Source organism: Acidiphilium sp. 20-67-58 (assembly GCF_002255515.1).
Classification (GTDB): domain Bacteria; phylum Pseudomonadota; class Alphaproteobacteria; order Acetobacterales; family Acetobacteraceae; genus Acidiphilium.
The window spans coordinates 80,443-94,631 of sequence record NZ_NCAS01000016.1 but is presented as its reverse complement, the minus strand read 5'-3'; the positions used below and the strand labels follow the sequence as shown (position 1 = coordinate 94,631).

The 14,189-nt window shown below is 66.8% G+C and carries 10 protein-coding genes; 3 read left to right on the top strand and 7 right to left on the bottom strand.

Annotated features, from left to right (window positions below; all coding sequences use genetic code 11):
* Window positions 1–211 precede the first annotated feature (211 nt).
* The 5 genes from B7Z76_RS08345 to B7Z76_RS08325 form a co-directional block, all read right to left on the bottom strand.
* The gene (locus B7Z76_RS08345) at window positions 212–2,479 is read right to left on the bottom strand and encodes a Hint domain-containing protein (RefSeq protein ID WP_291343295.1); all 2,268 of its coding nucleotides are present in this window, start codon (window positions 2,477–2,479) and stop codon (window positions 212–214) included.
* Between the two features lie 26 nt (window positions 2,480–2,505).
* Entirely contained in the window at window positions 2,506–3,702 is a 1,197-nt protein-coding gene (locus tag B7Z76_RS08340) for an autotransporter strand-loop-strand O-heptosyltransferase (RefSeq protein WP_291343293.1), read from the bottom strand.
* A 612-nt stretch (window positions 3,703–4,314) separates the two neighbouring features.
* Window positions 4,315–6,054 (bottom strand): ABC transporter ATP-binding protein, encoded by a 1,740-nt coding sequence (locus tag B7Z76_RS08335; RefSeq protein WP_174504657.1) that lies wholly within the window; start codon window positions 6,052–6,054, stop codon window positions 4,315–4,317.
* Window positions 6,055–6,084: 30 nt separating this feature from the next.
* On the bottom strand, window positions 6,085–7,521 hold the full coding sequence (locus B7Z76_RS08330) for an MFS transporter (protein ID WP_174504956.1): 1,437 nt from the start codon (window positions 7,519–7,521) through the stop codon (window positions 6,085–6,087).
* Between the two features lie 39 nt (window positions 7,522–7,560).
* A complete protein-coding gene (locus B7Z76_RS08325) occupies window positions 7,561–8,754 on the bottom strand; it encodes a DUF2125 domain-containing protein (RefSeq protein WP_291343291.1) in 1,194 nt (397 codons plus the stop codon).
* A gap of 144 nt (window positions 8,755–8,898) precedes the next feature.
* On the opposite strand from B7Z76_RS08325, the gene B7Z76_RS08320 reads away from it, so the two are divergent.
* The 3 genes from B7Z76_RS08320 to B7Z76_RS08310 all read left to right on the top strand — a co-directional run bounded on the left by B7Z76_RS08320 (window position 8,899) and on the right by B7Z76_RS08310 (window position 11,377).
* Window positions 8,899–9,825, top strand: a complete 927-nt coding sequence (locus B7Z76_RS08320) for a glycosyltransferase family 2 protein (RefSeq protein WP_371808640.1) — start codon at window positions 8,899–8,901, stop codon at window positions 9,823–9,825.
* A gap of 164 nt (window positions 9,826–9,989) precedes the next feature.
* Window positions 9,990–10,451 (top strand): MaoC family dehydratase, encoded by a 462-nt coding sequence (locus tag B7Z76_RS08315; RefSeq protein ID WP_174504655.1) that lies wholly within the window; start codon window positions 9,990–9,992, stop codon window positions 10,449–10,451.
* Window positions 10,448–11,377, top strand: a complete 930-nt coding sequence (locus B7Z76_RS08310; protein WP_291343289.1) for a bifunctional riboflavin kinase/FAD synthetase — start codon at window positions 10,448–10,450, stop codon at window positions 11,375–11,377. Before B7Z76_RS08315 ends, B7Z76_RS08310 begins: the two co-directional genes overlap by 4 nt.
* A 169-nt stretch (window positions 11,378–11,546) precedes the next feature.
* Here B7Z76_RS08310 and recF read toward each other — a convergent pair whose 3' ends face one another.
* Window positions 11,547–12,686, bottom strand: coding sequence for a DNA replication/repair protein RecF (gene recF / locus B7Z76_RS08305; RefSeq protein WP_291343287.1), 1,140 nt, complete (start codon window positions 12,684–12,686; stop codon window positions 11,547–11,549).
* Between the two features lie 42 nt (window positions 12,687–12,728).
* A complete protein-coding gene (locus tag B7Z76_RS08300) occupies window positions 12,729–14,159 on the bottom strand; it encodes a short-chain fatty acyl-CoA regulator family protein (RefSeq protein ID WP_291343285.1) in 1,431 nt (476 codons plus the stop codon).
* Window positions 14,160–14,189: the final 30 nt, after the last annotated feature.

Below are 14,189 nucleotides of genomic sequence, written 5' to 3'. Positions count from 1 at the left end.
ATAATCTGCTCGTCCGAAAACCTGCTCCGCTTCATTCGTCCGTCTCCTCGAGAAACGGACTCTACCCAAAAATGGCGCCAATTCAGGGGTGCACGTCACGCTTCATTCGTCCGTCTCCTCGAGAAACGGACTCTACCCAAAAATGGCGCCAATTCAGGGGTGCACGTCACACGCCACCGGGGGTTCCGGGGGCGCGGCGCATGGTCGTTTGTTAGCCGACGGACGCCATGCGGCTGTCCGCGGTCACCGGATATGCCAGGGTCGTGGCGATCGTGATTTCCACGTTCCTGCCCTGCACCAGCTCGGCCGGGATCACCGCGGCGCCATTGGTCCAGCGGCCATTGGCCTCGACATCGTGCCAGCCTTCGGCAAGGCCGGGGTGATCGAGCGCGATCGGCTCGCCCCCTGCTTTCAGGGCGCCGATCTTGATGCCGAGAACGCGGCGATCGCGCGGATCGACGGTCAGTTCACCGGGGACCGCCGTCCGGGATGCGATCACGACGCTGCCGTCCTGCCGATGGATCGCGACGACCGCGGCGTCCTGTGTCGTCTCGATCGCAGCACGGTCGAGGATCCGCGCCCGGGCCCTCTCGACGAGCGGACCATGGTCGGCGAAGGACGCGCAGCTGCGCGTCTCGCGGAGGGACTGCGCGAAATCCGGGTGCAGGATCAGGGCCTCGCCACCGTTCTCGAACGCGCCGCGATTGCCGGTTTCGAGGTAGCTTTCCGTTGCCATGCCCTCGGCCAGCAGCACCGCGTGGAACGGCAGTTCGACGTGGAAATACGTGACCTCGCGCATCGTGACCTGGCGGATCGTCGTGCCGTTGACCAGGATCTTGGCCGGGATCAGCACGCCTTCGAGGTAGAATGCGTGATCCGGGGAGACGACCAGGTCGCGGGCCGGAACGTTGTCTGCAATCGCGTTGGCGGAGATGACGACAGGCTGCACCGCTTCCGGCCGCGGATGGCGGGTGAGGTCGATCGTGCGCTTGCCCAGCCAGACCACCGGGGCGGTGCCGCCATCGTGCAGGAGGACGGTTTCGCCGGCGGTGAGGTGTTCCACGGCCACTGGGCCGCGCGCGGTCGCGATCAGCGTTCCCGCGGCAAAGCAGGGGTTGTTCGGGTTGTTCGGGTTAAAGATGCCGCCTGACGAGACCGTGAGAGTGGCCCCACTGGTCGCCTCCAGCGGGCTGAACACCTGGCCGCCGCTCGACACGGTGGTGTTGGTGCCGCTGCTGAACGTGTCCCCGATCGATTCGCCGCCGGAGGAGATGTTCACGGAGTCGGACGTCAATGCGTTGCCGCTCGTCACGCCACCCGCAGTCACGTCGAGCGTGCCGCCGGAGAGGGACGCGCTGAGCAGTTCGCCGCCGCTGTTGACGCTGACCGTATCGCCAGCCCCGAACGTCACGGCATTTCCGGAGACGACCGCGCCGCTCTCCACGATCAGTGTGGTGTTCGCACCGAGAGCGACAGGGCCGGATATGGTCTGGCCGTTACTCAGGTATTGTGTTGTGCCGTTGACGTTAACCGCCGACACGGTGCCGCCGGTAAGGACCTGCTCATTGTATTGGTTTGTTGCCATGCCACCGGAGCTGATGGTGCCACCGGAACCCGCGATAATCTTCGACACGGTTGCACCGGCGTTGATAGCGATATTACCGCCGCTCTCAACCAGCGCGCCGCTGAGCGTAGTGCCCGCATTGAAATAGACGCTAGGCATATAAGTAGAGGGGTTAATATTATTGATGAAGGTATCGTTGACCGACGAACCGCCATTATAAGTTTGCATCCCCCCGTTGATCACGTTGCCACTGGTGGTGCCGCCATAGCCATACATGTACGCGTTATTGATGACCGAGCTGAGCAATTCGCCGCCCGAACTAACGTTTACTGTGGCTTTCGAGGTACCACCGTTATCAACGATCATCCCCGAGACAACGGCGCCGCTCTCGATGTTGAGAGTGGTTCCGCCGGCCAGTTCGACCAGGCCGCTGACGGTTGTGCTGCCATTCGTATAGACAGTGGTGCCGTTGTTGTTCACGGCAGACCAGTATGAATATCCGTTAAGCACAGTGCGCTGGGTGTTGTTGGCCGTTGCCTGATCGACAATGGCACCGTTCTGGAAGTTTGCCGCAGCGCCAGCACTTACGAATGTGCCGGACACAATGCCTGAAGGAGCGACAGTGATCAGACCGCCGCTGCCGACGATAAAGTTGTTGAGGCTGGAGCCGCCGGAGGAAACCTGGAGACTGGCACCGCTCAGAGTCGAGTTTTCGACCACGCCGCCACCTGAAACATTGATGGTGACGCCGGCACCTGTGTTCGTCAGCCCGCTGGCAGTCGCGCCTGACTGGACAATCAGCGTCGCGCCCGCGTCGAGATTGACGAGGCCGGTAACGGTCACCCCGTTGCTGAGATACTGGGTGGTTCCGTTGGTGTTTACCGCAGACCAGGTTCCATTCAAATTCGTGGCCATATTCAATTCCTTTTTACAAACGCAGGTTATTCAATGTTGAGGAGAGGTTCGATCGTTCTGATGACCTGTTCGGACGTGATCAGACGCGTACACTCAAACTGCTTTGAGGTGTTCGCGTGCCGTGGACACCAGAAAAAATCATTGTGATCGAACATTTCACGCGGATCGTTCCAGCATGAATTGCAGGCATGCCAGTTGATGACGCGATACGGTGTTTCGAATTCATTGGTGGGGTGCGTGAACCCCGAAATCATCACGACGGGAGTCTCCATAGCCCAGGCCAGCCATGAAAGGCCGGAACTCAACCCAACAAAAAACGCGGCGTGCTTCAGCCAGCGGGCGCGCTCGGCCAGCGGGCGGTCTCCGGTCTCGTCCTCGGCGCCATGCGGAATCCGGTTCCACACATAGCCGGCGCCGTGTACCGGCTTCTGGTCGATGCAGATCACCCGGTAGCCCCTTGCCTTCAAGTGACTAACGACGTCGAGCCATCCCGTGGGATTGTTCCAGTATTTGCACTGGGCCGAACTCTGCGTCGCGATGCAGACATAGGGCTCCGCGATCGGCCTCGTATCATCCTCGAGCGCGATCCGGGGCCGGATTTCCGACGGATCCACCCCCAGAATGTAGGCGGCCGTCTTGTGCAGGCCGACATGGCGGAAATCGGTCGGCTGCAACGTGTTTTCGGTGTCCTTGAAGAACAGGCCGATGTGATAGTTCGCATAGGCCCGTTGCAGAGTGCTGTCGGCTTCGAGCTGCGCGGCCGTCATCAGCCGAAGCTCCGGATAGGTTGCCTCGAACAGCGGAATGAGCGCCGGCGACATGACACAGGTGACCCTCGCCTGCCGCGCCGCCGCGAACCGCGAGACATAGGGAAACCAGGCAAAGACGTCGCCGATGGTGCCGACCGGTATCTGCACGACCACGTTCTGATCCCGGAGATCGAGCACGTGCTGGAAGACAGGCTCCATGTCGCCTGCATCGCTACGTCGCTGGATCTTGATTTCAAAACGGACAACATACCTCTTTTTCGACTTGAGAACGCCGGTCTTGATCTCGTTCTGATAAACGACAAGGCCTGAATCCGCATCCGTCAGCGTTACGAACCACGCGCCCCCCTCGAGTTCGGGGAGATAGACACGCGCGCCATCGAGAAAATCATAACGAATTCCAAGCGGCGCCTCGCAAACCGGCATTTCCGGCGGGTTAATGTAAGCCGAGCTCAACGAAGCAATCCTCTGTCAATTCAATATTCAGATCAGTTTATGCCGCATAAATGATATTTTTCATATAAAAAGAGAATTTTCTCTTATAGCCCAGATCGTCAAACGCTATCCTAAAAGCTGTCTCAAACGCTGCCGTGGGTCTTCAGGACACTGAAGCACGGCCATCCTTGCTAAAACTAACGAAAGCCAAATACCGATTTCGTTCGTCTCGGTTATAGAGGAATTAATAACGTTCGGTCAATCAATACCAGCACTGGAGAATGTTTCAATAAATTTTATCCGATTATTTTTAAGACTATTTCCAGATTTATATTTTTATTTATACGATTTTTGTTTAAATAACATATTTAGTTTACTTATTTTTGTCTTTTGTATTCTAATTTTAGATCACCGAGACGGCGCGGGACAGGTGCGCCCGGCGCGTTCGCGAGTCTTGCCGCACCGGCCTCGGGACCGCAAGATCTGCCGCAACGCGCCGCGTGACAGCGTCTTCGCCCGCCGCGCACGACGATCAGGGCGACGGATGGGCGGACGGGGGAGCGGGGGAGCGGGCGAGCGGGCGAGCGGGCGAGCGGGCGAGAGCTTCATCCGATCCGGGGGGCGGAAAATGCTCTATGACGAGAGTGCCTGCGCGCGCACGAGGCGGGCGAAAGCCCCCTCACCCGCCATCAGGTCGGCATGCGTGCCCTGCTCCACGACCACCCCATCCGCAACCACCACGATCCTGTCGGCATCCCGCACCGTGGCGAGGCGGTGCGCCACGACGATGGTGGTGCGGCCGCGGCGAAGGCGGGCGAGCGCCTCCTGCACCGCCGCCTCGCTCTCGGCGTCCAGCGCGCTGGTTGCCTCGTCGAGCAGCAGGATCCGCGGATCGCGCAGCAGGGCGCGGGCCAGGGCCACGCGCTGGCGCTGGCCGCCCGAAAGCCGCTGGCCATTGACGCCGACACGGGTTTCGAACCCCTCGGGCAGATCGGCGATGAAGCCTGCCGCCGCCGCCTCGGCCGCCGCCCGGATCTCGGCGGGCGAGGCGCCCTTGCGGCCCATCCCGATATTGGCGGCAATCGTGTCGTCGAACAGCAGCGCGTCCTGGCCGACATAGGCGATCGCGCCGCGCAGGGATTGGAGGGAGACGGCGGCGATGTCGGCGCCATCGATCAGGATCGCGCCGCGATCGGCCTCGTAGAGCCGGGGGATCAGGGCCAGCGCCGTCGATTTGCCAGCGCCCGACGCGCCGACCAGGGCGAGAGTGCGCCCCGGCTCGGCGACGAAGGACAGATCGCGCAGCCCCGGCCTGCCATCCGGATAGGCGAACCCGACATGGCGGAATTCCACCCGGCCGGGACCGGGCGGCAGCTTCGCGGCGCCGGGGCGCTCGACGATGACGGAAGGCTCGTCGATCACGCGGAACACGCGCTCCAGCCCCGCCATGCCTTCCTGCACCGCGGCATTCATCGTGCCTAGCGCGCGCAACGGGCGGGAGGCGATCAGCAGCGCCGCCACGAAGCCGGTGAAATTGCCGATGCCCGCAGCGCCGGCGGCATGCCGCCAGCCGGCAAAGCCGATGACGAGGGCGATGGCGAGGCCGCCGAGGACTTCCAGCACCGGATCGAGCGCGGCCCGCCCGCGGATCATTCGCATCAGCGCCCGATACAGATGCTCGAACGCCCGGTCCGCCCGGCGGCGTTCATCCTCCTCGAGCCCATAGGCGCGGACGGTGCGGGCCTGGGCGAAGCTCTCGTTGAGCAGGGACGCGGCTTCGCCCATCCGCTCCTGCATGCCGCCCGAGGCGCGGCGGATGCGACGGCCGATCTTCTGGATCGGCAGCCCGGCCAGCGGGTAGAGCAGGGCGGCGATCAGGCTCAGTTCCCAGTCGATCCAGAGCATGGTGCCGACCAGCCCGATCAGCGTGAAGAAATCGGCGATGCCGTTCACCGCGCGGCTCATCGCCTCGCGGATCACCGTGGCATCGGTGGTGAAGCGGGCGGCGAGCGCTGCCGGCGGCTCGCGGTCGATCCGCACCAGTTCGGCGCTGGTCAGATGCCCGAACATCGAAACCTGCAGGCGGCGGATGGTGCCGAGCACGACCTGCTGCGTCAGCAGCGTCTGGGCGTATTGGGCAAGCGCCTTGATCACGGTGACGACGAGCACGATCAGCGGCACCTGGTACAGGATCCGCGGATCGCGCTTGGCGAACATGGTGAAGGCGCGGTCGATCAGCGCGGGGTAGAGCGCCGTCGTGCCCGACATCACCAGGGTGGCGACGATGATCAGCGCGACGCGGCCGCGATAGGCGGTGACATGTTGCCGCCACAGCCGCCGCGCGAGCGCGATGCTGCTGCCGGTTTCCATCATGAGAGATCCGTTTCCGCTTGCGATACCGCGTTACTGGCGCGGCGCCGGGTTCGCGTCAATCGCCGGTGAAGCTGCGGCGTGACCGCTCAGCGCCTCGCCCGCCCCCGGCGAGAGCCGGGCACAGACCGGCACCGAGAGCGCGCCGATGGCGCTGACGATGAGGAAGGCCCAGCCGTAATCGGCGATCGCGGGTTCGGTGTGCCCGGCCAGTGAAGTGGTGAATTCCAGCGCCCCGGCGGCAACCGATATGCCGAGGGTCAGGGTGATCTGCTGGAACGTGGCGTAGAAGCTCGTCGCGGCACTCATCCGGCTGCGCGGCACATCGGCATAGGCGATGGTGTTGAGGGCGGTGAACTGCAACGAGCGGAACACGCCGCCGACCAGCAGCACCGCGTCGAGCCCGAGTTCCGGCCAGCCGGGCCGGAACGCCGCGCAGGCAGCGGTGAAGACCACCGCGAGGCCGCCGAACAGCATCATCGCCACGCGAAAGCCGAGGCGGCGGAGGACCGGCTCGGCCAGCGGCTTCATCGCCAGCGCGCCGATGGCCGCGGCGAAGGTGATCGTGCCGGATTTCGCCGCGGTGTCGCCGAAGCCGAGCTGGAGCATCAGCGGCAGCAGGAACGGCATGGCGCCGGCCAGCACGCGGAAGAGGCTGCCGGCGATCGTCGAGTTCGCGAACGTGTCGATCCGCATCAGCGTCAGGTCGAGCACCGGGTGCGGATGGTGGCGCGCATGCCGGACATAGGCGAGTGCGGCCGCCACGCCGCCGGCGAAGCACAAGAGGCTCCAGCGCAGGGGAATGATGCCGCGGCCGATCGTCTCGAAGCCGGCCATCAGCAGCGCCATGGCAAGGCCGCTCCAGACCAGGCCGGCAAGATCGAGCCGGCCGGCCTCCGCCTCGTCCCTCACCTCGCGGATATGCCGGGTCACCGCGACGATGCCGATCAGGCCGATGGGCACGTTGATGTCGAAGGTCCAGCGCCAGGAGAGATAGGTGACGATGAAGCCGCCGAGCGGCGGGCCGATGATGGGGCCGAGCAGGGCCGGCATGGTGAGCCACGACGTGGCCGCGATCATGTCGCGCCGGCGGACCGACCGGAGCAGCAGCAGCCGGCCGACCGGCACCATCATCGCCCCGCCGAGCCCCTGGAAAATGCGCGCCGCGATCAGTTCGCCCAGGCTCTGCGACAGGCCGCAGAAAATCGACCCGAGGGTGAAGACGACAATCGCCGCCCGGAACACCGTCCGGCTGCCGAAGCGGTCGGCAACCCAGCCGGAGGCGGGGATGAAGACCGCGAGCGCGATCAGGTAGGAGGTGAGCGCGAGGCTCATGTGCAGCGGATCGGCGTGGAAGCTCTTTGCCATCGCCGGCAGGGCGGTGGCCACGATGGTGCCGTCGAGATTCTGCATGAACAGCGCCGTGGCGACGATCAGCGCGGTCAGGCGCATCCGGTGCGGCGGCAGCATCGGGCCGGCCTCGTCGTCGGGGGCGAGATCGGTCACGTCTCAGCCCTTCGGTTTCGGCGCTCCGGCGGTCGGCGGCGGCGGCGCGGGCCAGGCCAGGGGCGGCACCGTCATGAGGTCGGTGCTGTTCGCGGTCAGCTTGCCATCAGCCAGACCGAAGGTGACGGCGAGGCGCTGGCTGCCTTTCGGCCCGCGGACCAGAAAGGGCGACGCGGCTGCGGTGAGCGCGCTGATGCCGCCGACGAGACCCGGATAATGGGTCGAGATCGTGCCGAGCGCAGCACCGAACCCATCGGCGACCAGGTGCATCCGGCCGCGCGGCTGGACGCGGGAATCGAAGCCGAACTCACCCTTGCCGGTGGCATCGAGCGGGCCGACCGCAAGCCGGACACCGAGGCTGCCATGCCCGCCATCCTGCGCCCAGCGATGCAGCGCCGGGGCCGCTTGCTGCCAGAGCGCCATGAAATCTGCCGGGGCCACGGCGCTTGTCTGCCCGGCCGGGCCCGCGATGGTGGGGGCGAAGGCGCCGGCAAGCCCGGCCGGCAGTTCGGCGGCGGGGCCGGAGACGGCAAGATCGAGGCTGAGCCGGCCGAGCTTGCCGCCGAAGGGCAGGTCGCCCAGCGTGGTGAAGATCGGCGACAGCGCCAGCCCGGACAGCTTTTCGTGGAGGGAAAACGCGGTCTCGGCGGTGCCGGCGCGTGGGTTGCGGGTGGTGGTGACGGAGATCGCCGCGATGCTGAGCAGGGTGAAGTTGGTGTTCTGGCTGTCGATCCTGAGATCGGTCGCGTGGAAGCTGCCGGCGCGAAGCGGATTGTCCGATCCCTGGAGCAGCGCGGCCGGATCGAATTGCTCGGCGGCGGCGATGCTGCCGAAATGCAGCGTCGCCGAAGGGCCATCGACCAGCGCGAGACGCCATGTCGATGCGGGGGTGAGGTTCAGCGTGAACGGCGTGCCGGGACGCACCATCAGGTCCAGCGCGGGAATCCCGATCGTCGGCGCCGGGCCGTTCGCGACGGGCGGCGTGAGGCGCAGCCTGCTCACCAGAACCTCGGCCCGGAGCGGCGAGGTGCCGCGGGTGATCGCGCCGCGCGTGACCGTCCAGCCATGCGAGCGCAGCACGGTGGCCACCTGGTCCACCGCCAGGGCAAGGCGGCTTTCGGCATACCACCACAGCCCGAGCCAGACGATCGCCACGACCACCAGCGCGAGGGACAGAAAACGGACCAGGCTTCGCATCTTGCGTCCTTTCAGCTGCGCGGGTCACATGCGCATCCTTACTGTAGCTGCGGCCCCGCCCAAGGCCAAACCGGCCGACATCCCGGTTTACCGGCAGCACCACGGCGGCTACACCGGAGCCCGCCAATACGGAGCTGGATCACGATGACGGAGCCGAAGATCGCGGTTCTCCTACCTTGTCACAACGAGGCGGCGGCGATCGGCGCTGTCATCCGCGCGTTCCGCGACGCCTTGCCGGGTGCGGAGATCTATGTTTTCGACAACAATTCGACCGACGATACCGCCGCGATCGCGCGCGAAGCGGGCGCGATCGTTCGTCAGGAGAGCTTGCAGGGCAAGGGATACGTGGTGCGGCGGATGTTCCGCGACATCCAGGCCGATCTCTATGTCATGGCGGATGGCGACGACACCTATGACGCCACCCTGGCCCCGGCGATGATCGCGCTCGCGCGGCGCGGGCCGTACGACCTCGTCAACTGTGTGCGGCGCGAGACCGATGCCGCCGCCTATCGCAGCGGCCACCGGTTCGGCAACCACCTGCTCACCGGGGCGGTCCGCGCCATTTTCGGCGACCGGGTCGAGGACATGCTCTCCGGCTACAAGGTGCTGTCGCGCCGCTTCGTGAAATCCTTCCCGGTGCTGGCGACCGGGTTCGACATCGAGACCGAGCTTGCGGTCCACGCGCTCGAACTCGCGCTGCCGATCGCCCATGTCGAGGGCGAATACCGCCCGCGCCCGGCGGGATCGGCCAGCAAGCTGCGAACCTGGAGCGATGGCTGGCGCATCCTCCGGCTGATCCTGCGGCTGCTGCGGCACGAGCGGCCGCTGGCCTTTTTCGGCGCGCTCGGCCTCGCGGCGTTTCTGGCCGCTGCCGTGCTCATCGCCCCGGTCATCGTGACGTATCTGCGCACCGGCCTCGTGCCGCGCCTGCCGACCGCGGTGCTGGCGACCGGCATCGTCCTCGCCGGCGCGCTGAGCCTGACCACCGGCGTCATCCTCGACACGGTGACCCGCGGGCGGCGGGAAACCCGGCTGCTCGCCTATCTGCGCCATCCAGCCCCAGAGCCTTGATCCGGAGCGTTGACCCGGAGCGTTGACCCGGAGCGTTGACCCGGGGCCTTGATCCGGGGCCTTGAGCGGGAGCCTTGACCAGAGCCTTGACCGGGGGCCTTGACCCGGCGCCCCGATCCGGCGCTTTGTGCATCGCGATAGCTTGACCCGCGACGGGAGGTCCCATGCCCAGCTGCGTCCCCTTCGATCAGCTCCAGCCCGGCCAGACCGCCGCGCTCGGAAAAACCATCACCGAGGCCGATATCCTGCTGTTTTCGGCGGTATCGATGGATACCAACCCGGTTCACCTGAACCAGGAGTTGGCCGACGAGACGCTGTTCAAGGGGCGGGTCGCGCATGGGATGCTGTGCGGCAGCCTGATCTCGGCCGTGCTCGGCACGGTGCTGCCGGGGCTGGGCACGATCTATCTTACCCAGTCGATGCGGTTTCGCGCGCCGGTGCGGATCGGCGATACCGTCACCGCCGAGGTCGAGGTCGCCTCGCTCGATCACGAGAAGCGGCGGGCGACGATGCGCACGCGGTGCTTCGTCCGCGGCAAGGTGGTGATCGAGGGCGAGGCGGTGGTGATCCCGCCTTCCGAGGCCGTCGTCGCCGTGGCGCAGAACGAGAAGCGCGCCGCCGAATGATCCGCGTCTTCCACGACTGGACGGCGATTCCCGCGGACGCGCGCGGCGCTTCGGTGGCACTCGGCAATTTCGACGGGATGCATCGCGGCCATATCGAAGTGCTGCGCGCGGCACACGCGGCACGGCCGGATTCGCCGCGCGCCGTGCTCACCTTCGCGCCGCACCCGCGGGAGTTCTTCCGCCCCGAGGACCCGCCGTTCCGGCTGATGCTGGAGGCCGAGCGGGCGGCGGCGCTGGAAGAAGAGGGGATCGATTTTCTCTATGAACTCAGCTTCGATCGCGCCTTCTCGCAGCTGAGCGCCGAGGCATTCATCGGCGAGGTGCTGCATCGCGGCATCGGCGCGGCGCATCTGGCATGCGGCGCGGATTTCGCCTTCGGCCACCGCCGGGGCGGCGATGTCGCCCTGCTGCGCGAGACCGCGGAATTGCATGGCATCGGCCTCACGGTCGTGCCGCATCTGGATGATGCCGAGGGCCCGATTTCCTCCAGCCGGATCCGCCGGCTGTTGCAGGATGGCTATCCGGAACGCGCCGCCGCACTGCTCGGCCGGCCGCACGCGATTCGCGGCGTGGTCGCGCATGGCGACGCGCGGGGGCGGACGATCGGCTTTCCCACCGCCAACGTCGCACTCGGCCGGCATCTGGAACCCGCACGCGGCGTTTATGCGGTGACGGTGCGGCTCAAGGACGGCAGCAGGGTCAAGGGCGTCGCCAATATCGGGCGCCGCCCGACCGTGGCGGAGGGCGCGATCTCGCGGCTGGAGGCGCATCTGTTCGACTTCGCCGGCGATCTCTACGGCCAGGATATCACCGTCTCGCTGCACCATTTCATCCGCGAGGAGCGGCGCTACGCCGATTTCGACGCGCTGCGGGCGCAGATCGTGGCCGATGCGCAGGAGGCGCGGCGCCTGCTGGCGGCGATCTGACCGAAGCCCGATTAGAGCACGTTCCGATCCATCAGGATCGGATGTCGTGCTCTATCTTACTGATAACCAGAGCATCTTAATCCGATCAGATGATTCCATCTGATCGGATGATGCTCTAGGGCAGAGCGCTGTTGATGCGCGAGGGGCGCCATCCTCTTGCACCAATGCCTCAATCGCGGCGAAGACCGCCCTCGCCGACCGTCCAGATCGCGGCATCGCCGAGGGCGGCGAACTGCTCGCGCTCGGTCGCGGTGCAGAACACCTGCGCCTCCCCGCGCTGCAGGGCATCGCCGAGTGCCATCCGGTGCGCGGCATCGAGATGCACGAACGGCTCGTCGAGCAGCAGCACCGGCGCCGTGCCCCGGGCGGAGGCGACCAGCGCCACATGCGCGAGAACGATCGACACCAGCATCGCGCGTTGCTGCCCGGTCGAGGCCAGCGCCGCGACGAGGCCGCTCGCCGCCTGCGCGAGACCGAGATCGGCGCGCTGCGGCGAGATCGCGGCGACCGGTTCGGCACGCGAGGCGGCATAGCGGGCGCGCAGCCACTCCTCGACCTCCAGCGCCGGGCGGCGCGCGAGTTCGGCGCCGATCGGGCAGTCGAGCGACAGGCGCGCGGCGGGGAACGGATCGGCGGTGCCGGCGGCGAGCAGCGCGTTGAGCCGCTCGATGACGTAGAGCCGGGACGCGGTGAGTGCGGCGGCGTGGCGGGCCATCGAATCCTCGATCGTGGCGAGCCAGAGCGGGTCGTACCGCCCGGCCTCGATCAGCCGGTTGCGGTTGGCCGAGGCGGATTCGAAGGCAGCGACCTCGCTGGCATGGGCCGGTTCGAGGGCGAGCACCAGGCGGTCGAGAAACCGGCGGCGGGATGATGCCCCCTCGGTGAACAGCCGGTCCATCTGCGGGGTGAGCCAGAGGCAGGAAAACCGGGCGGCGAGGCGCGAAGCCGGCACCGGTTCGCCATCCAGCAGCAGGCGCCGACGATCCCCCTGCCCCGCCTCGATACCTGTCCCGATCGCGAATCCGCCCTCCTTGCCCTCCAGCCGCGCGGCAACGGCCCAGCCGCCGGCGGCGCCCGGCGTATGGCGGGCCAGCTCGGCGAGGCGCGCCCCCCGCAGGCCCCGGCCCGGCGCGAGCAGCGAAACGGCTTCGAGCAGATTGGTCTTGCCCGCGCCGTTCGGCCCGGCAAGGGCGACGATCTTGCCGCCGGGCTGCCAGTCGAGCCGGGCGTAGGACCGGAAATCGGCAAGGCGAAGCGAGGCGATCCGCAACGCGGCGGCGGAACGCGCGGAAATGCCGGGGTTCGTCATCCGGTTCTGATAGTCGAGGCCGCCTCCCGCGGCCAGATGGCGTCAGCCGCCGGGCAACGGGCGGCTGACCCGGTAGGGCACCACGCCGCGCTCGGCGGTGCCGACATCGATCGTGCCATCGATCGGCGGCATGGCGCGATGCCGGCAGGAAACCCGCAGGCAGGAGCGGCAGCCGGGGCCGATCGGGTCGATGGCACCCGGCCGGTCGAGATCGAGCCCGGCGGCGTAGACGATCCGGGGCGCATACTGGATCTCGCAGCCGAGACCGACCGCGACGGCGCGCGGCCGCGCGAGGTAGGACGTGCCGCCGCCGCCGACCGTGCGGGCGATGCTGATATAGGTGGTCTCGCCCGGCGGCTGGGCGAGCTGGACCGAGATTTTTCCCGGCTGCGAAAACGCCTGGTAGACATTCCAGAGCGGGCACGGGCCGCCGAAACGGTCGAAGCGGAAGCGCGTGGCGCTACTGCGCTTGAGCACGTTGCCGGCCACATCGGTCTTGAGGAAGAAGAACGGAATTCCCTGCGCGCCCGGCCGCTGCAACGTGCTGAGCCGGTGGCAGACCTGCTCGAAACTCGCCTGGAAGCGGATTTGCAGGCGCTGGATGTCGTATCGCTCGGCCTCCGCCTCGGCGAGAAAGCCGCCATAGGGCATGATCAGCGCGCCGGCGAAATAATTGGCCAGCGCGACGCGGGCGATGCCGCGCGCCGCATCGGAAGAGAATTTCGCCCGCTCGACCAGGCGCGAGATCAGCTTTCCATGGCTGAGCAGGCCGATCACATGGGCGAGGGAGAACCGGCGGGTTTCGAGCCGCATTTCCTCGGCGATCAGCAGCCGGCGGTTGCGCCGGTCGATCTGCCAGAGAATGCCGTCGGGCAGGAGATTGGCCGAGAGCACGACCTCGATCCGGTGCGCGGTGGCCAGATGATGTTCGAGTGCCGCAGATTCGTGGCCGAGCGCCGGGTGAATGTCGGCGGCGAGGCGCTCTGCCGCGAGGTCGATCTCGTGGAAGTAGTTCCGCTCGGACTGCACCCAGTCGCGCACCTCGTCATAGGGCGGCAAGGGGCCGGGTTCCTCGCGCCCGAGGGCGGTATCGCGCGCGACGCGGGTTTGCAGCGAGCGGTAGGCGGCATAGAGGGCGATGAAGCGGCGGGCGAGTTCCGGCGTGTCGCGCACCGCGACGCGGGCCTCGGCGAAGGTCAGCCGGCCGGGGCCGAGGGCGGGGTCGAGGGCGGCTTCGAGCAGGTCGCCGGCGCGGCGGACCTCGTCATCGCCGGACAGCTCGGCCGGCGGAATGCCGAGGAGATCGCAGAGCGGTGCGGCAAGGCGCGAGGGCACCGGCCGCCGGTCGTTCTCGATCTGGTTCATGTAGCTTGGCGACAGGCCGAGCTGGCGGGCGACATCGCGCTGCTGCAGGCCGCGCTGCTCGCGGATCAGCCTGATTCGGGCACCGGCGAAAAGTTTTGGTTCACGCAAAAGACAAATCCCTCGACGTGGCCAGGCCCC